Here is a 16061-nt window from a genome sequence, read left to right as displayed (position 1 = left end):
TGGCGAGGCCGGGGGCAGGTTTCTGCTGCCGGCTGGCCGGGCGGGCGTGGTCAGACCGGCTGCTCTGCCCTGTTTACCCACATTCGCCTTGACAAATTCCCCTCCTCCTCCTAATGTTACAGTTTATTTTTTGCCTGTTTCAGATCATTTGCGTAGGAGTAGTTATGAAACCGCTGTTCCTGAATCCCCCCACGTTCGAGGACTTTGACGGTGGCGCGGGTGCCCGCTATCAGGCATCCCGCGAGGTGACCTCGTTCTGGTATCCCACCTGGCTCTGCTTTCCCGCCGGCATGATCGAAGGGAGCAGAGTGGTCGACGCGCCGGTGCAGCGCCTCGACCTGGCCGCCTGCCTGGAGATTGCCAAGGGGTTCGACATGGTGTTGATGTATACCTCGACCCCGACCCTGGCCCTGGATGTGGCCACTGCCCGCAAGATAAAGGAGCAGAAGCCGGAGACGGTGACGGTCCTTGCCGGGCCGCATGTTTCGGTGCTGCCGGAGGAGTCGCTGAAGTTTGCCGCCGGAGCGGTGGACATCGTCTGCCGCGGCGAGTTCGACTATTCCATCAAGGAGCTCTGCGAAGGTCGGGAGTGGGACAAGGTCGACGGCATCAGCTTCCTGCGGAACGGCACGGTCGTGCATACCCCGGACCGCCCGCCGATCCAGGACCTGGATGCACTCCCCTTTGTTGCTCCCATCTATAAGCGGGATCTTCCGGTTGAGGAGTACGTCATCCCCCATTTCCTCCATCCCTACGTCTCCATCTATTCGAGCCGCGGCTGCCCGTCCAAGTGCATCTACTGCCTCTGGCCCCAGACCTTCTCCGGCCGGACCATGCGCTGCCGCAGCGCCGAGAACGTCTACCAGGAGGTGAAGTGGATCATCGACAATATCCCCGGCGTGCGGGAGATTTCCTTTGACGACGATACCTTTACCGCCAACCGGGAGCACGCCCGCAACGTGGCGCAGAAGCTGAAGCCGCTGGGGATCTCCTGGACCATCAATGCCCGGGCCAATTGCGACTACGAGACGCTGAAGATCATGCGCGAGGCCGGGCTGCGCCACGTGGTGGTCGGCTTCGAGTCGGGCGATCCGCAGATCCTGAAGAACATCAAGAAGGGGGTCACCAGGGAACAGGCGATCCAGTTCACCAAGGACTGCAAGAAGCTGGGGCTCTCGATCCACGGCGCCTTCATCATGGGGCTGCCGGGCGAGACCCGCGAAACCATCCAGCAGACCATCGAGTTCGCCAAGAAACTCGATCTCAACTCCATCCAGGCGTCGCTCGCCTCCCCCTATCCCGGCACGGAGTTCTGGGACCTGTGCAAGGAGGAGGGGTGGATCGCCTCGGAGAGCTATATCGACGAGACCGGGCATCAGAACTGCGTCATCAACTACCCCCACCTCACCAATGCCGAGATCTTCAATTCGGTGGAGGAGTTCTACAACAAGTTCTACTTCCGGCCCAAGTACATTGCCCGCAGCGTCATGAAGATGCTGACCGACAGCGGCGAGCGGAAGCGTCTCCTGAAAGAGGGGAAGCAGTACCTGGACTACATGAAGAAGCGGAAAGCCTCGCAGCAGTGTAAATGAAAGAGCTGATTGTCAACGCAGACGACTTCGGGCTCTCCAGTGGCGCCAATCGTGCTATTATCAGGGCCTGGCAGGAAGGAATCCTTACCAGCACCTCGCTGATGGTGGGTGGCAAGGCCTTTGACGAGGCCGTGGCGCTGGCCAGGGAGAACCCCGGCCTGCAGGTGGGGCTGCACCTCACCCTGGTGCAGGGGCGGGCGGTGGCGTCCCATCCCGGCTTCCCCTCGCTGGTTGACCATACCGGCGGTTTTTCCAACGATCCGGTGCATGCCGGTATGCGCTATTTCTTCATCAAGTCCCTGAAAAAACAGCTCGTCACGGAGATCGAGGCGCAGATCGCGACCTTTCGCGAGACCGGGCTGCCGCTCTCCCATCTGGACGGCCACCTCAACATTCATATGCACCCGACGGTCTTCGATATCCTGAGTGACGTGATGCCGAAGCATGGCATCACCAGCTTCCGCCTGTCGCGGGAGCGGCTTTCGGTCGACCTCTCCCTGGCCCGCCGCCGTTTTCTGGGGAAGACGGCCGACGCCTTCATCTTCGACCGGCTGGCAAAGCGCTGCCGGCCTGCCCTGGGACGGCTGGGGATCTCGCATGCAGTTGAGGTGAAGGGGCTTTTGAATTCGGGGCGGATGACCGAGGAATACCTGCTGAAGGCGCTGGATCTGCTGCAGGAGGGGGTGACGGAGATCTACTTCCATCCCGGCTGCCACCCCGACGAGGAACTTCGCTACTGGATGCCCGACTACCGTCACGAAGAGGAGCTGGCAGCACTGGTCAGCCCGCGGGTGAAGGAGAAGCTGCAATCACTGGGCATTGCCCTGCGCAATTATCGTGGAGAAACCAAGCATGTTTAAGACGCTCGTGATCATGATCCTGGCGGTGACCGCCGGAACTGTCGGCGATATCCTGCTGGCCAAGGGGATGAAGGAGATGGGGGACCTCTCGGCCATGAACCTGCGCGGCATCCTCAATGTCGCATTCCAGGCGCTCACCACGCCGAAGCTGATCATCGGCACTGCCATGCTGGCAATCTTCTTCTTTCTCTGGCTGGCCGTGCTCTCCTGGGAAGACCTGTCGGTCGCCCTGCCGATGCAGGCCCTCAATTACGTGCTGGTGGCGCTTCTGGCTCAGTTCTACCTGGGCGAGCACGTGTCGCCGCTCCGCTGGTCCGGCATTGCCCTGGTCTGCGTCGGGGTGATGCTCATTACCAAGAGCAGCACTGTCTGAAAGCCGTGGAACCGCACACCTGAAAAAAGGGGAGCCCGTGCAGCGGCTCCCCTTTTTTTCGTTTATCCCTCCCCCGGCGACAGGCCTATTTCGCCTCCTGCATCGCTTTTTCGAACTTTTCCGGGGTGAACCCCTGCATCCTGATAGTGCCGCCAATGACCAGGAGCGGGACCCCCCGCTTCTTTTCCGGGACTCCCATCTCGTCGTAGATCTTCATCAGCTCGGCCATCTGCGTTTCGTCGGTGTCCACTTCGCGGTTGGAGAAGGGGATGTTGTGCTGGTGGAGATACTCCTTGGCTGCCGCGCAGTGCGGGCAGGTGGAGAGGGTGTAGATGACCACGGAGGGGTATGTCTGTGCCCCCTTGGCAGGCGGAGTGACGATGGACTGGTCGGCTGGTTCCTGGGCGATTGCCGTGGCTGTCAGGCCGGTGACGAACAGCAGGGTGCAGATGAGAATGCGCCGGATCATGGGCAATACTCCTTTTGGTCTGTGGTCCCGTCGGTCAGGGGGCAGGTGTTTTTCCCGCGCCGACGATCAGCTTTCTGCGGATCAGCGAAAAGTGCAGCGGTTTTTCCTGGCCGGGTCGGTGGATGGTCAGCTGGACCGTGGTCCCTGCCTGGCCGCGCAGGCGGAATTCCACCATCTGCTTGAAGACGCTCCCCTTGGTCGGTTTGCCGTCGATGTGGGTAATGATGTCGCCTGCCTTGATGCCGGCCAAGTGGGCAGGGCCGCCGGCAACCAGTTGGCGGACCACGATCTGACCGTCTGCCCACGGTACGCCGTCGATGCCGACACCGCCGAAGTTCCGCGCACTGTCGGCGGCCCGGGCGACTGTTGTCCCGGACAGTATGCAGAGTATGAGGAAGAGAAAAAGTCTGGCCATGATCGCGGTATCATGATACCTCACCTGAAGGTGCTGTCAAAGGAAAAAGGGGTCTACAGCGCTGCTGCGGGATTGTGCCGGCAGGGGGGTGTGCTACAATGGATGCAATGCGGACGGCTGGAGGCGACATGGGCGGAAGAAACAGGATAGCGGCGCTGCTGACCCAGGGCGAGGCCGGCGGGGAAACGGCGATTGCCGGGTGGGTGCGGACTGTGCGGGTCGGCAAAGAGGTTACCTTTCTGGCAGTGAACGATGGCTCTGCCCTGGCGAGCCTGCAGGTGGTGGTGGAGCCGGGCCTTGCCAATTACGAAGAGGTCTGCAGGCTGGGAACCGGCAGTAGCGTCCGGGTCAGGGGTGTCCTGGCCGCATCGCCCGCAGCGGGCCAGCGGGTGGAGCTGCATGCCGACCGGGTGGAGATCGTCGGTGTGGCCGACCAGGAGTATCCGCTGCAGAAGAAGCGGCACAGCTTTGAGTTCCTCCGCACCATTGCCCATCTGCGGCCGCGGACCAACACCTTCGGTGCGGTGTTCCGGGTCCGGTCCGCCCTGGCCCAGGCCGTGCACCGCTTCTTTGCCGAGCGCGGCTTCCTCTATGTCCATACCCCGATCATCACTGCCAACGATTGCGAGGGGGCGGGCGAGCTGTTTCGCGTCACCACGCTCCCGATGGAGTCGCCGCCGCTCGCACAGGGGCGGGTTGATTTCGGCGCCGACTTCTTCGGCCAGCCGACCGGCCTCACGGTCAGCGGCCAGCTGGAAGGGGAGCTGTTCGCCCTGGCCTTCAGCGATATCTACACCTTTGGTCCCACCTTCCGCGCCGAGAACTCCAACACCCCGCGCCATGCTGCCGAATTCTGGATGATCGAGCCGGAGATGGCCTTTGCCGACCTCCTTGCCGACGCGGCCCTGGCCGAGGAGTTCCTCCGCTATCTCTGCCGGTTCGTGCTGGAGGAGTGCGCCGACGACCTGGCCTTTTTCTGCGAGCACGTGGACAATACACTCCTGGAGCGGGTCCGGCGGGTGGCGGATTCTTCCTTTGCCATGATGGAGTATACCGAGGCGATCGCCCGGCTGGAAAAGGCGCCGGTGCCGTTCCAGTACCCGGTTTCCTGGGGGCTCGACCTGCAGACCGAGCATGAGCGCTACCTGTCGGAGCAGGTGGTGGGAGGCCCGGTCTTCATCGTCAACTACCCCCGCGACATCAAGGCTTTCTACATGCGGCAGAACGACGACAACAGGACCGTTGCCGCCATGGACCTGCTGGTCCCCAAAGTGGGGGAGATCATCGGCGGCAGCCAGCGCGAAGAGCGCCACGATCTCCTGGTGCAGCGGATGGAGGAGACCGGGATCGACCCGGCCGGGCTTTGGTGGTACCTGGAGAGCCGGCGCTGGGGATCGTGCCCCCATGCCGGGTTCGGGCTCGGCTTCGAGCGGCTCATCATGTACCTGACCGGCATGGAGAACATCCGCGATGTCATCCCCTTTCCGCGGACACCACGGCATGCGGAATTCTAGACTGAAATATCATCCGGAAGGACAGACAACATGATGGAATCCATCAAGCCATTTCTCGGCGTGATCATCGTATTCGGGATTCCGGGGATTACGGCCGCGGCCCTTTCCTGGGTCTTCGCCCGGCGTCGGGCGCGCAACCCTCTGGCATGGGCGCTCGTCAGCAGCATCCTGCCGGTCTTCGTCTTTGTCCTCTATTTCAAGAAGCCGCTAGCCGAGGTTCCCGGCCATTTCCGCCACTGCCTGGCCTGCGGCGAGTTCAGTCCCTGGAAGTATGGCGGTTGTATCTACTGCAAGCCGGCCAACCAGGAATCGGAGCGAACCCCGTGACCGCTGCCCAACTCATCGCCGCCTATCATCTTGAGCGCCACCCCGAGGGGGGATGGTTCCGCGAGGTGCACCGCTCGAACCATTCGCTTGGGCTTCTGTACGGCTATCCCGGCGTGCGGGTGGCCCTTACGGCCATCTATTACCTGCTGGAGTCGGGCGAATTCTCCGCATTCCACCGGGTCCGGAGCGAGGAGGCGTGGCTGCACCTGGCAGGCGGCCCGCTGGAGCTGGTCATGCTGGGTGACGAACCGCAGCTGACCCTGCTCGGACCGGTCGGCAGCGGTGGCGAGCCGCTGGCAGTGGTGCCGGCTGCGGTCGTTCAGGCGGCCCGCCCCCTGGCCGGTTTCAGCTTCGTTGCCTGCCTGGTGGCTCCCGGCTTCGATTTTGCCGATTTCGAGCTCCCCACTGCCGACGAACTCTGCAGGGCCTATCCGGAGAGCAGCGACCTGGTGCGACGCTTTACCCGCTGATTTTCCCCCTTTTCCCGATTGTCCCTCCAGATGCCTGTCAACCGGACAGGGCCTGCTGCGTTATATTAATCAATCGGCACCCATATCACCTTCTGTGCCGTACAGGGAGTTTCCGCTGGCAGCATCCGTAGAACTCAACCGTTTCCTTGCCGACGTGGAGCGTCGGGCCTATCGGATGGCGTACCTCGCCACCGGCAACCAGGACGATGCCCTTGATATCGTGCAGGATGCCATGCTCGATTTTGTCAGACGCTACACGAAGAAGCCGGAGAATGAGTGGCCGCCGCTCTTCCACCGTGTCCTGCAGAGCCGCATCACCGACTGGCACCGGCGCAGCCTGGTGCGCAACCGCCTGCGCATCTGGTTCGGTTTCGGGTCCAAAGATGGCGAGGAGGAGGAATGCCCGCTGGAGAAGGTGGCCGATCCCATCGGGACAACACCTGCCTCGCTCCTGTTGAACCGGGAACTGGGGGTGAAGCTGGACAAGGCGATTCGCGGACTGCCGCTTCGCCAGCAACAGGCCTTTCTGCTGCGGGCATGGGAAGGACTGGATGTGGCGGAAACGGCGGCAGCCATGGGCTGTTCGGGAGGGAGTGTCAAGACCCATTACTTTAGGGCCGTCACGGCCCTGCGCAACGTTCTGGAGGAGTATCAGTGATGCGTGGAGAGCGATTGGACAACGAAAAGATCCCTGAACGTCTGGTACGGGAGCTGGATGCCGCGGCAGAGCGGCTCGAACCGGGAGTCCTGGCGCGGCTGGCACATGCGCGCCGGCATGCGGTGGGCGTTGCGGAGAAGCGGTGGTTTCCCTCCTTCTTCATCCCCCGCTGGGTCACGACAGGAGGGCTGGCGACGACGGCAGTGCTGGTGATCGCTTCCTCCATCTGGTTCTCCGGTCGCCAGGAGAAGCCGGCCACCCTGCCGGGCGACGATCTGGAGATCGTCAGCACCCAGGATCACCTGGATATGTATGAAGACCTGGACTTTTACCTCTGGCTGGCGGAAAAAGGGCAGAAGCATGACTAGCATTGCCAGGTTCGTCATCGTGGCCCTGTTTATCGGCTGGAGCGGCGTGGCGTCTGCAGAAACGGGGAAAATCCCCTGGGACGGCCTCTCCGGCGAGGAACAGCAGGTGCTCAAACCCTATGCCGACCGGTGGGAGGGGCTGTCGCCCCAGCGTCAGGAACGGTTGCGCCGGGACGCGGACCAGTGGCGCAGCATGCCTCCGGAACAGCGACAGAAAGCCCGTGAGCGCTACCGGAAATTACGCGAACTCCCCCCTGATCAACGCGAGAAGCTGAAGAAACGGTACGACGAGTTCCGCAAGCTTCCCCCTGAAGAACAGCAGCGGATCAGGGAGCGTTATCAATGGTTCAAGTCGCTCCCTCCCGAAGAGCGTAAAGAACTGCGCCAGAAGTGGCGGGGTCTTTCCCGTGAGGAGCGGCAGCGGATCCGGAGCGAGATGCGGGAGCTGCCCCCACAGCAGCGTGGCGAATACATGCGGAAAAACCTTCGTTGACAAGAACGGCTGCGCTCCGTTTTCGGCAGGAGATAGTGGAAGGATGGCATTGAAAAAGCCCCGGATCATCGGTCCGGGGCTTTTTGAGTCTGGCAACATGGTTGTACCGGGGAGATTTCAGTTCAGGGTAAACCAGAAGGTGGCGCCGACACCGGGGGCAGCCTCGGCCCAGACCCTTCCCATGTGGCGATGGATGACCCGCTGCACCGTGGCCAAGCCGATGCCGATCCCCTCGAAGTCGCGCTCCGTGTGGAGCCTCTGGAAGGCGGCAAAGAGCTTGTTGGCGTAGGCCATGTCGAAACCGGCGCCGTTATCGCGGACATAAAAGCATGTCTTGCCGTCCTGTTCGGCGCTGCCCACCTCGATGACCGCCCGTTCCTTTTTGGACGAGTATTTCCAGGCGTTCCCCATCAGGTTTTCCATGACGATCCGGATCAGCCGCACATCGGCGTAGACGGTCATCCCGTCGCTGATGATGAAGTCCACGTGGCGTTCCGGTGCAGAGTTCTGCAGCTCCCCGGCGATCTCCCGCGCCATGTCCGAGAGATCGATCAATTCCCGGAAGATATCCAGCCGGGCCAGTCCGGCCATGCTCAGGAGGGCCTCGATGAGTCCGGTCATCTTGCCGGCAGAACGACGGATGCGTTGCATGTAGATGGCAGCGTCGGGGTCGAGCCGCTCGTTGTGTTCTTCGAGGATGATCCTGGCGTAGGCATCGATGTGTCTGATCGGGGCGCGCAGGTCGTGGGAGACGGAGTAGCTGAACGATTCCAGTTCATGGTTGGTGGATGCGAGCTGGGCGGTCCGCTCGGCCACCCGCAGCTCCAGGTCAGATTTCATTCGCTGGATGGTCTGTTCCCCTTCCTGGAGACGGCTCGCCATGGCGTTGAATGTGGTGGCAATGGTGTCGATCTCTCCATTGCCGGACCGCCGCAGCCGATACGCCAGGTTCCCTTGTTCGATCTCCTTGAGCCCCTGGACCAGGCTGCCGATCCTTCCGGTGATGCTGCGACCGAGGAGGATTGCCAGCGCCAGGGCAGCAAGGCAGGCGAACAGGTTGATGAGCAGTGCCGATCGGGTATTAGACACATGGGCGTCGATCACGTGTGACGGGATGGAGACGAGAACCCGCCAGCCGCTGTCGCCGATGGCGGCAGTGCCGACCAGGCGGGTGATACCGTCGCTGCCCTGGCCGGTAACGCTCCCCCTTGCCTGTGTGAGCCGGAAAGGCGCCAGCGGCGTATCCTTGAGCTGCTTGCCGATCAACGACCCTGCGGAGGTGTCGATGATGACGGTTCCACGCGCATCCACCACGACGATATCGCACCGGCCCTGTTCAGGCAGGCAACTGACGAGACTCTGGGATATCTGCTGCAGGTCAAGGGGGATGCTGAGGACACCGATGACCTGGTCCTGGGCCGAGTATACCGGCTGGGCGATCATGAGCGCTGGCCTGCGGAACAGGCTGCAGGTATAGAGAGTACCGATGACCTCTTCCTCACCCCTTATGGCCAGTTCGAACCATTCCTCGCCGGAAACGGAGCCGTCGTTCAGGGAGAGCTGCTGGATGGCGCTCCCCACGTTCTCTCCCGCCATGTTCGAGGCGATGATGTTGAGCCTTTGCGGATAGTGGGGCAACAGGCCGTCGAACAGCCTGTGGCTGGCGCTTTTGTCCTGGGAGATCACCGCGGGATGATTGGCAAGCGTCTTGAGGATGCCGACGGTTTCGTTGATGAGGCCTTCCAGGTTGGTGGCGACGTCGAGGGCGGCATGCTGGGCAGATCTGTCTATTTCAGCGGTTACTCGGTCGATTTCGGCAATATAGTGGTGAGTGGAGAGAAGGAGGAGTGGCAGGAAGAGGGTGATGATGATGCAGGTCATTTGCAGACGAATGGGCAGCCTGCTGATGAGCCGGTGCAAGGTCGGCTTCGATCGTTGTTGCTCGCAGCTTTGGTCGTTGGACATGGAGTAAGAGCCTGTATTCAAGGGTCGTCGAACGAGGGTACGTACTGCATATCGGCACCAATGAAGAAAAATTTAACGATTTGTCGAATAATATCCGCAATGTTAAAGATACCGCATAATATGGCAGTTGTGAAGCCTTGTATTTAGGGCTCATTAGAGTAGAATTGGCTGCACAGACGGTGTCAGCAGCGGTTCGCAGAAGCGATACGGCGAAAGGAGAGAACCATGCGCTACATCAATACGGGGCGGATTGTGGCGGCCCAATTGACCACTCCTGCGGAAAACCCCCTGGTAACCGACGACAGCCGGATGATCGATGCCTGGTTTGACAGCGGAGCCATCCGCAAGCAGCTGTTCAAAAGGGTCTCCCGGGCGGAACAGGAAGCATTTGCCGCCGACTTGCTCGGCAGGGGGTTTCTCCAGTCGGGGAACCTGTTCCTCGACCCCCGCGCAGTGCTCTTTGCCGAGATGGAGAATCAGCTGTTGGGCGGGATTGTTACCATCGGCTTTCAGGAGAATGGCAAGCCGGTGGAACTGAAGGTGGGGGGGAAGGTCTTCGATGACCTGTGTGTCCGTTTGAAAGGATAGCCGGCACGCTGCCGGCGCCTACAGGTTGTTGAACAACCTGCTAAACGTAGAAAGGGCCTGCTCCGGAGAGCAGGCCCTTTCTTTTCTGCGATCCACCAATCGACTGCTAGAGGCCTTCCACAACGGAAACGACGCCGTCGTCCAGGTCGTATTTCCCGGTTACGATCTTGATCTTTCCTTCTTTTACCAGGTGCGCCAGGACCTTGGACTGCTTGGTCAGGTTGGCCTTCACCAGTTTGGTATTTTCGTCGATGACGGTTTCCACGAACTGAGCCTTATCCTTTGCTGCGCCTTTCTTTGCGGCTTCCGCCTTCTTCAGGGCCGGGGCGATTGCTTTGACGATGGAGCCGATGTTGCCGTCCGCCTTCCCCTTGGCATTGACTGTCGCCGTAACCGCGCCGCAGCGCTCGTGGCCAAGGACCATGATCAGGGGGGTCCCCAGGTGCTCGGCGGCATATTCGATGCTCCCCAGGACGACCGGATCGACGACGTTACCGGCGACCCGGATGACGAAGATCTCGCCCAGCCCGTCATCGAAGATCAGTTCGGGGGGGACGCGGGAATCGGAACAGGAGAGGATGATGGCGTAGGGTGCTTGGCCGCCGGCGAGCTTCGTGCGGGCAGCCGCATCGCCGGACTTGACGCCGGTCATCTGGTTCGAGAGATAGCGCTTGTTGCCGTCCATGAGCTTTTGCAACGATTCCGCCGGTGTGATAGCCGGTGCCGGTGCATGAGAAGATGCCAGGGCCACCCCGAAGGAAAGGGCGCCTGCCAGGACGGTGGCGAGTGCGAGAGATACTTTTTTCACGATGCTGCCTCCTTTAAGATAATTTTAACGAACGGGTTTTACCACAGAGAGGGGGCAAGGTCAAGATGAAGTGTATACGATCTGCGTGGAATCACTCGGGAGAGGGCCGTTTGCATGCCTTTTTGGGGTTGAAGCCGCTACGGTTGACGAAAGCGGTCTTCCTGCAGCCGGTTGAGGATACGGCCGATCAATTCCTGCAGGGGAAACCAGGCCAGGGCCGCGTCGGGCCTGCCCCAGCCGGTGGTACAGTGAAAGTTGCCATCCGGCTCCAGCGCCCTGCACATCCGGGGTCTTTCGCTGAAGGAGAGCCGGCAGCCGTTCTCCTGAAGGAACGTGCAGATCCCGCCACCTTCCCCGGCCAGGACGGATCCCTTGGCCCGCTCATCGACCGTTGCCGGCCGCGGGTAGAGGGTGATCCGGTCCATCCGGTCGGGAATCCCTGCCGTTTCGGCGGTTACGGGAAGCCCCATGTGCCGGTCAAGGACCCATTCCCCCGATGCGAGCGCCCGGCAGAGCTCCTCTTCGAGGTCGCCGTTCAGGATGAAACGTTCCGGCGACTCGATCCCCGGCTTGGTCCGGCAGCATTCGCCGCCGCACGCGCTGCAGAGGGAAAATGATTCGTTGTTGTCTTCCGCAATGGGGGTGGTCATCGTGACTGTCCGTAGTTGATCCGGGTTGCACTCTGCCGGGGCGAGAGTGATGTGATGGTTTCTTTGTACCCGAAGCGGGGTGGGTATGGTCAAGCATTATTTGCGGTTGCCGTTCATGAGCGCATATTCAAACAGTTGCGCAGGATGCGGGGGGTGGTATAGAATCCCTGCACCTGTTGCTGCTGAGCAGGGTTGTACCGGCCGCATCGAGGCCGGAACCGTTGCCCTTGAAGGAGATCCTCATGCGAGCCATGGTGATGGAGCAGAGCGGTACCCCGCTGGTCGTGCGAGAGATGCCGGTTCCCGAACCGGCCGTTGGTGAAGTCCTGGTTCGTGTCAGCGCCTGCGGCATCTGCCGCACCGACCTGCACATCGTCGATGGCGAGTTGACGGAACCGCGTCTGCCGCTTATCCCCGGTCATCAGGTGGTGGGGAGGGTCGTTGCGTGCGGGGCTGGCCCGGCAATGCCGGCCGTTGGTGCTCGGGTGGGCATCCCCTGGCTGGGGGGGACCTGCCAGAGTTGCCGCCAGTGCCGCGAAGGGCGGGAGAATCTCTGCGACCAGGCGATCTTCACCGGGTATCAGCGCAACGGCGGATTTGCCGAGTACCTGGTTGCCGATGCCCGGTTCTGTTTCCCCATCCCGGAGGGGTACCCGGATCTGCAGGCTGCGCCGCTCCTCTGTGCCGGTCTTATCGGTTACCGGTCGCTGGTCATGGCCGGCGAGGGGCGCCGGCTCGGGATCTACGGATTCGGTGCGGCAGCCCACATAGTCACCCAGGTGGCGCGCTGGCAGGGGCGGGAGATCTACGCCTTCACCCGTGCCGGCGACCGCGACGGCCAGGCGTTTGCCCTGGAAATGGGCGCCTGCTGGGCCGGAGACGCCCACTCCCTGCCGCCGGAGGAGCTCGACAGCGCCATCATCTTTGCCCCTGCCGGCGAATTGGTGCCGTTGGCGCTGCGGGCCGTGGGCAAGGGGGGGATCGTGGTCTGCGGCGGCATCCATATGAGTGAGATCCCGGCCTTCTCCTACGATCTGCTCTGGGGGGAACGGGTGTTGCGTTCAGTGGCCAACCTGACCCGCCGCGACGGCGAGGAATTCCTGGCCCTGGCGCCACGGGTGCCGGTGCATACCGAGGTGCAGAGCTTCCCGCTGGAGCAGGCAAACGAGGCGCTAAATGCCCTGCGAAGCGGCCAACTGCGCGGGGCCGGAGTGCTGGTCGTCTGACGCACTTCCCTTCGTTGTCGTCCGGAAGGCCCGCACCCGCGGGCCTTTTTTCATGCAGGGCCGGCAGCGGTGAGGTGGGAGCGGCGATCAGCGGCTGGTACAGTCCCGCTGCGGCCGTACCCCCGCCACCAGGACGACGGTGGCCGCCAACGCCAGGAGGGCGCCGATGGCAAAGGCTGCCCGGCTTCCCAGGGTCTGCCAGACGGCGCCGAAGAGGATGCTAGCCGGGAGGGCGCCGATGCCGACGCAGAAGTGGTACCAGCCGAACGCGGCCCCCCGCTCTTCGACCCTGGCCAGATCGGCGACAAAGGCCTTCTCCGTCCCCTCGGTGAATCCGTAGAAGAGGCCGTACAGGCCGAACAGGAGCCATATCTGCGCCTCGGTCGCGGCCAGGGCGAAGCCGGCGTAGGCAGTGGCATAGACCACCCACCCCGCGACGATCACCTTCTGCCGCCCGATCCGGTCGGAGAGGGAGCCGAAGGGGAGGGAGGAGGCCATCTTGACCAGGTGGAAGAAGGACCAGAGCAGGCCGATGCGCGTCGCCGGCATCCCGGCCTGGGAGGCCTTGAGGAGGAGGAAGGCGTCGGAGGAGTTGCCGAGGGTGAAGATGACAATGGCGGCCAGGTAGTTCCGCAGTCTGCCGGCCGGGAGGGTGGAGAGCACGGCACGGTGGTTGGTGAGAGGGAGCTGGCGCGGCACCTCGCGGACCTTCACGGCGATGAGCGCCACTGCCAGCATGCCGGGAATGAAGGCGCAGAGAAAGACCGTGCGCAGGTCCCGGGTCAGGGTGTACATGATGAGGGAGGCCAGCAGGGGGCCGACCAGGGCCCCGGCATGGTCCATGGAGCGATGAAAGCCGTAGGCCAGGCCGCGGCTGTCGGGGGTGACGGAGTCGACGATGAGGGCGTCCCGCGGCGAGGTGCGGATCCCCTTGCCGACCCGGTCGGTGCAGCGGATGGCGAGGACCGCGGCGGCCGACCCGGCAAAGGCGACCAGGGGCCGGGCCAGGGAGGAGATCCCGTAGCCGAACAGCACCAGTCCCTTGCGGTTGCCGGTGCGGTCGGTCACGACCCCGGAGAAGAGCTTGAGGAATGCGGCGGTGGACTCGGCAACCCCTTCGATGATGCCGAGAAAGGCGGGGCCGGCCCCCAGGACCGTGGTAAGGAAGAGGGGGAGAAGCGGGTAGATCATCTCGCTGGAGACATCGGTGAGGAAGCTCACCACACCCAGCACCAGCACGTTGCCGGAGAGCCCGGAAAAGAGGCGCGATCCGCGGGAACCGGTCATTCGTCGGTGCAGATGAAGCGCCGGCAGACGTCCGGGCGATGCGCGTAGATGGAACACCTGCCATTGACGAGGAATTCGCAGCCATTGTCGATGATCAGCTTGTGCGGGCCGAAGATGGAGAACTGGAGGCGAGTGGCACCCAGCATCCTGAGCTGCTCGTACTCGCCCCATGAGAGGTCGACGCTCGGGAATGCCCTACAGCAGGCCCCGTCGCAGTCTCTGCAGCGGTCATCGTCATCGGCAGGCTGATCCAGCAGCATGCCGTGTTTCTTGGTCTTTACCGTGCCGGGGAATAGCATGTGCCGTTTTTCCCGTCACTCGCGCGACCAGTTCACCCGCACCAGGTCCTGATCGTAACTCCACCGGTAGTGCAGGTCGCCGCCATGGGCCTTGAAGATGTCGCGGCCGATCTTCTGTGCCAGCTTGCTCTCGGTGGTGGAGATGACGATGGTCCCCTTTTCCGAGGAGGTCGTCATGATCCTGCCGAGCGGGTTCTTGGCCAGTGTGGTGGCTTCGGCGTGCCTGATCAGGTTGTTGATCTCGGTTTCATGGGCAGCCAGGTAGGTGCCGCTCAGGGTGACGATGCCAGCGGGGTTCTTGTCGGAGATCCGACGGCAGGCAGGGCAGGTGAGCGTCCCGGCCCCTTCCCCCTTACCGGCCTCTTCGACGGGATACCATCTCTTGTTGCGGTAGATTGCTCCGCATGCGATGCAGGCTGTTGCCCCTTTTGCGCTTCCCTGCACCTGGTAGGGGTTGGTGCTGCGGGCCGTCCGTTTCCCTTTTTCTCCAGTCCTCTTGGTGGTTGTAGCCATGATCCAACCTCCTTTCGGTCAGGCAAGCCTTCAGGAATAAGTGTATCAAGGCTGGGTATACATGCAACTTTCCATGCGTCGACCCTATTCCTGCTCTCAGAGGGTATAGAGAGTGTCGTCGTGGGCCGGCGGGATGTACTTCCGGCGCACCCCCTTGATTCCTCCCGTGCCGAACGGGTTCTCCTCATCGAACAGATCCCCCATCTCGGCTTCGATCTTTTCCGGATCTTCTCCCTTTTCCAGGCGCCTGATCGCCTCTTCCATGCCGTCACCCAGGTTCAGGCCGGTTGCTTCGGACAGTTTTCGCATGAGTCGGGCCATCTGACGGGGATCATTTTCGTCCATCCCCTCCATTTCACCGGCCATGGCCTGCATGGCCTTTTCCATCTGGGCCTCGTCAATGTCCGGCATCCCGTCGCCGGTATTCTCCGGCCGGTTTTTCGAGACGGCAAAGCGGGATACCTGCCGTTCCAGTGCGGGTCTGCCGCACTTGGGGCAGTCCGGTTGCCGGTCGGTATTCACCCGGCGAGAGAGAAAGTTGAAGATCATGTGACAGTCGCTGCAATAAAACTCATATACCGGCATAGTCAAACCTCCTTGTCGCATGGTGGCGATCAGTGACACTATAATCAGAGTGGCAGATCTTGGCAAGTGAGTCAGTATCTCTGCTGCTTGAGCATTTCATGAGAGGATTTCACCCGGTTCAGTCAGGGGAGTCTGTCGATTGTTTGTCGCATATTTGAGTTCTTGCTGTTTATTTGCTTCCAGATTGCAAAATGTGTGGTAGTATACACTATCTTTTGAAGATTTCGCCCTTGGGGTACTTTGAAAGTTTCCAGGGGCATTTCTTTCCCGGCGGGGCATTACAAGGGTCTGGCCGGTTCGTAAGCGCTTCAGCGACACCCGCACCTGACGGGTGCATTACACAAAGCAGCAGAAGGAGAAAGAGGCATGACGACAGGAAAAGTAAAGTGGTTCAACGACAGCAAGGGGTTCGGTTTTCTTGAGCAGGAGCAGGGCGATGACGTTTTCGTGCACTTCTCTGCCATTACGGGCAACGGATTCAAGTCCCTTGCCGAAGGCGACAGGGTTCAGTTTGAAATCGTCAAAGGCCCCAAAGGGCTGCAGGCGGCAAACGTCACCAAAATCTAATTATTCCTGTCGACGATGTACTCTTGGCGCCCCG

Annotated in this window: 21 protein-coding genes; 12 read left to right on the top strand and 9 right to left on the bottom strand. The window is 61.8% G+C overall.

What is annotated here, in order from left to right:
• Nucleotides 1-164: 164 nt before the first annotated feature.
• Genes hpnJ through GJT30_16020 form a run of 3 tightly spaced genes read left to right on the top strand, consistent with a single transcriptional unit; the run spans nt 165 to nt 2825 of the window.
• Entirely contained in the window at nt 165-1592 is a 1428-nt protein-coding gene (hpnJ, locus tag GJT30_16030; protein ID MSM41125.1) for a hopanoid biosynthesis associated radical SAM protein HpnJ, read from the top strand.
• Nucleotides 1589-2452 (top strand): hopanoid biosynthesis-associated protein HpnK, encoded by an 864-nt coding sequence (gene hpnK, locus GJT30_16025; protein ID MSM41124.1) that lies wholly within the window; start codon nt 1589-1591, stop codon nt 2450-2452. The genes hpnJ and hpnK overlap by 4 nt, the downstream gene beginning before the upstream one ends.
• The gene (locus GJT30_16020) at nt 2445-2825 is read left to right on the top strand and encodes an EamA family transporter (GenBank protein MSM41123.1); all 381 of its coding nucleotides are present in this window, start codon (nt 2445-2447) and stop codon (nt 2823-2825) included. The genes hpnK and GJT30_16020 overlap by 8 nt, the downstream gene beginning before the upstream one ends.
• An 85-nt stretch (nt 2826-2910) precedes the next feature.
• Here GJT30_16020 and GJT30_16015 read toward each other — a convergent pair whose 3' ends face one another.
• Both GJT30_16015 and GJT30_16010 read right to left on the bottom strand, forming a co-directional pair.
• Nucleotides 2911-3294, bottom strand: coding sequence for a glutaredoxin family protein (locus GJT30_16015; protein MSM41122.1), 384 nt, complete (start codon nt 3292-3294; stop codon nt 2911-2913).
• A 34-nt stretch (nt 3295-3328) separates the two neighbouring features.
• A complete protein-coding gene (locus GJT30_16010; protein MSM41121.1) occupies nt 3329-3709 on the bottom strand; it encodes a PDZ domain-containing protein in 381 nt (126 codons plus the stop codon).
• A 128-nt stretch (nt 3710-3837) separates the two neighbouring features.
• On the opposite strand from GJT30_16010, the gene asnS reads away from it, so the two are divergent.
• From asnS to GJT30_15980, 6 genes are all read left to right on the top strand, one after another.
• The gene (gene asnS, locus GJT30_16005) at nt 3838-5223 is read left to right on the top strand and encodes an asparagine--tRNA ligase (GenBank protein MSM41120.1); all 1386 of its coding nucleotides are present in this window, start codon (nt 3838-3840) and stop codon (nt 5221-5223) included.
• Nucleotides 5224-5256: 33 nt separating this feature from the next.
• Entirely contained in the window at nt 5257-5550 is a 294-nt protein-coding gene (locus tag GJT30_16000) for a hypothetical protein (protein ID MSM41119.1), read from the top strand.
• A complete protein-coding gene (locus tag GJT30_15995) occupies nt 5547-6020 on the top strand; it encodes a hypothetical protein (GenBank protein ID MSM41118.1) in 474 nt (157 codons plus the stop codon). The genes GJT30_16000 and GJT30_15995 overlap by 4 nt, the downstream gene beginning before the upstream one ends.
• A gap of 94 nt (nt 6021-6114) precedes the next feature.
• Nucleotides 6115-6678 (top strand): RNA polymerase sigma factor, encoded by a 564-nt coding sequence (locus tag GJT30_15990; protein MSM41117.1) that lies wholly within the window; start codon nt 6115-6117, stop codon nt 6676-6678.
• Nucleotides 6678-7046 (top strand): DUF3619 family protein, encoded by a 369-nt coding sequence (locus GJT30_15985; GenBank protein ID MSM41116.1) that lies wholly within the window; start codon nt 6678-6680, stop codon nt 7044-7046. Before GJT30_15990 ends, GJT30_15985 begins: the two co-directional genes overlap by 1 nt.
• Nucleotides 7039-7539 carry a DUF3106 domain-containing protein gene (locus GJT30_15980; protein ID MSM41115.1) on the top strand — a complete coding sequence of 167 codons (501 nt, stop codon included), beginning with the start codon at nt 7039-7041 and terminating at the stop codon, nt 7537-7539. Before GJT30_15985 ends, GJT30_15980 begins: the two co-directional genes overlap by 8 nt.
• A 117-nt stretch (nt 7540-7656) precedes the next feature.
• On the opposite strand, the gene GJT30_15975 is transcribed toward GJT30_15980, so the two are convergent.
• Nucleotides 7657-9504, bottom strand: a complete 1848-nt coding sequence (locus GJT30_15975) for a HAMP domain-containing protein (protein ID MSM41114.1) — start codon at nt 9502-9504, stop codon at nt 7657-7659.
• Nucleotides 9505-9729: 225 nt separating this feature from the next.
• Between GJT30_15975 and GJT30_15970 the strand changes: the two genes are divergently transcribed.
• On the top strand, nt 9730-10092 hold the full coding sequence (locus tag GJT30_15970; GenBank protein MSM41113.1) for a hypothetical protein: 363 nt from the start codon (nt 9730-9732) through the stop codon (nt 10090-10092).
• 106 nt (nt 10093-10198) lie between these two features.
• On the opposite strand, the gene GJT30_15965 is transcribed toward GJT30_15970, so the two are convergent.
• Nucleotides 10199-10777, bottom strand: a complete 579-nt coding sequence (locus GJT30_15965; protein MSM41112.1) for a carbonic anhydrase — start codon at nt 10775-10777, stop codon at nt 10199-10201.
• A gap of 260 nt (nt 10778-11037) precedes the next feature.
• Nucleotides 11038-11550 (bottom strand): hypothetical protein, encoded by a 513-nt coding sequence (locus tag GJT30_15960; protein MSM41111.1) that lies wholly within the window; start codon nt 11548-11550, stop codon nt 11038-11040.
• 242 nt (nt 11551-11792) lie between these two features.
• On the opposite strand from GJT30_15960, the gene GJT30_15955 reads away from it, so the two are divergent.
• A complete protein-coding gene (locus GJT30_15955; GenBank protein MSM41110.1) occupies nt 11793-12776 on the top strand; it encodes a zinc-binding alcohol dehydrogenase family protein in 984 nt (327 codons plus the stop codon).
• An 87-nt stretch (nt 12777-12863) separates the two neighbouring features.
• On the opposite strand, the gene GJT30_15950 is transcribed toward GJT30_15955, so the two are convergent.
• The 4 genes from GJT30_15950 to GJT30_15935 form a co-directional block, all read right to left on the bottom strand.
• A complete protein-coding gene (locus tag GJT30_15950) occupies nt 12864-14063 on the bottom strand; it encodes an MFS transporter (protein MSM41109.1) in 1200 nt (399 codons plus the stop codon).
• Nucleotides 14060-14362 (bottom strand): YkgJ family cysteine cluster protein, encoded by a 303-nt coding sequence (locus GJT30_15945; GenBank protein MSM41108.1) that lies wholly within the window; start codon nt 14360-14362, stop codon nt 14060-14062. Before GJT30_15945 ends, GJT30_15950 begins: the two co-directional genes overlap by 4 nt.
• Before the next feature lie 15 nt (nt 14363-14377).
• Entirely contained in the window at nt 14378-14875 is a 498-nt protein-coding gene (locus GJT30_15940) for a hypothetical protein (protein ID MSM41107.1), read from the bottom strand.
• A 96-nt stretch (nt 14876-14971) separates the two neighbouring features.
• Nucleotides 14972-15460, bottom strand: coding sequence for a zinc ribbon domain-containing protein (locus tag GJT30_15935; protein ID MSM41106.1), 489 nt, complete (start codon nt 15458-15460; stop codon nt 14972-14974).
• Nucleotides 15461-15826: 366 nt separating this feature from the next.
• Here GJT30_15935 and GJT30_15930 point away from each other — a divergent pair, with 366 nt between their 5' ends.
• Nucleotides 15827-16027 (top strand): cold-shock protein, encoded by a 201-nt coding sequence (locus tag GJT30_15930; protein MSM41105.1) that lies wholly within the window; start codon nt 15827-15829, stop codon nt 16025-16027.
• The last annotated feature ends 34 nt before the right edge of the window (nt 16028-16061 follow it).

Source organism: Geobacter sp. (assembly GCA_009684525.1).
GTDB lineage: Bacteria > Desulfobacterota > Desulfuromonadia > Geobacterales > DSM-12255 > Geoanaerobacter.
The sequence above is the reverse complement of the archived record's forward strand: the minus strand, read 5'-3'. Positions and strand labels throughout refer to the sequence as shown.

Bases quoted from the DNA above. Each gene is read 5' to 3' on its own strand.
- GJT30_15960 (MSM41111.1), bottom strand. From the start codon at position 11,550: ATGACCACCCCCATTGCGGAAGACAACAACGAATCATTTTCCCTCTGC.
- GJT30_15970 (MSM41113.1), top strand. From the start codon at position 9,730: ATGCGCTACATCAATACGGGGCGGATTGTGGCGGCCCAATTGACCACT.
- GJT30_15980 (MSM41115.1), top strand. From the start codon at position 7,039: ATGACTAGCATTGCCAGGTTCGTCATCGTGGCCCTGTTTATCGGCTGG.
- GJT30_15950 (MSM41109.1), bottom strand. From the start codon at position 14,063: ATGACCGGTTCCCGCGGATCGCGCCTCTTTTCCGGGCTCTCCGGCAAC.
- hpnJ (MSM41125.1), top strand. From the start codon at position 165: ATGAAACCGCTGTTCCTGAATCCCCCCACGTTCGAGGACTTTGACGGT.
- GJT30_15975 (MSM41114.1), bottom strand. From the start codon at position 9,504: ATGTCCAACGACCAAAGCTGCGAGCAACAACGATCGAAGCCGACCTTG.
- GJT30_16000 (MSM41119.1), top strand. From the start codon at position 5,257: ATGGAATCCATCAAGCCATTTCTCGGCGTGATCATCGTATTCGGGATT.
- GJT30_16015 (MSM41122.1), bottom strand. From the start codon at position 3,294: ATGATCCGGCGCATTCTCATCTGCACCCTGCTGTTCGTCACCGGCCTG.
- asnS (MSM41120.1), top strand. From the start codon at position 3,838: ATGGGCGGAAGAAACAGGATAGCGGCGCTGCTGACCCAGGGCGAGGCC.
- GJT30_15985 (MSM41116.1), top strand. From the start codon at position 6,678: ATGCGTGGAGAGCGATTGGACAACGAAAAGATCCCTGAACGTCTGGTA.
- hpnK (MSM41124.1), top strand. From the start codon at position 1,589: ATGAAAGAGCTGATTGTCAACGCAGACGACTTCGGGCTCTCCAGTGGC.
- GJT30_15940 (MSM41107.1), bottom strand. From the start codon at position 14,875: ATGGCTACAACCACCAAGAGGACTGGAGAAAAAGGGAAACGGACGGCC.
- GJT30_15935 (MSM41106.1), bottom strand. From the start codon at position 15,460: ATGCCGGTATATGAGTTTTATTGCAGCGACTGTCACATGATCTTCAAC.
- GJT30_15930 (MSM41105.1), top strand. From the start codon at position 15,827: ATGACGACAGGAAAAGTAAAGTGGTTCAACGACAGCAAGGGGTTCGGT.
- GJT30_15955 (MSM41110.1), top strand. From the start codon at position 11,793: ATGCGAGCCATGGTGATGGAGCAGAGCGGTACCCCGCTGGTCGTGCGA.
- GJT30_15945 (MSM41108.1), bottom strand. From the start codon at position 14,362: ATGCTATTCCCCGGCACGGTAAAGACCAAGAAACACGGCATGCTGCTG.
- GJT30_16020 (MSM41123.1), top strand. From the start codon at position 2,445: ATGTTTAAGACGCTCGTGATCATGATCCTGGCGGTGACCGCCGGAACT.
- GJT30_16010 (MSM41121.1), bottom strand. From the start codon at position 3,709: ATGGCCAGACTTTTTCTCTTCCTCATACTCTGCATACTGTCCGGGACA.
- GJT30_15965 (MSM41112.1), bottom strand. From the start codon at position 10,777: ATGGACGGCAACAAGCGCTATCTCTCGAACCAGATGACCGGCGTCAAG.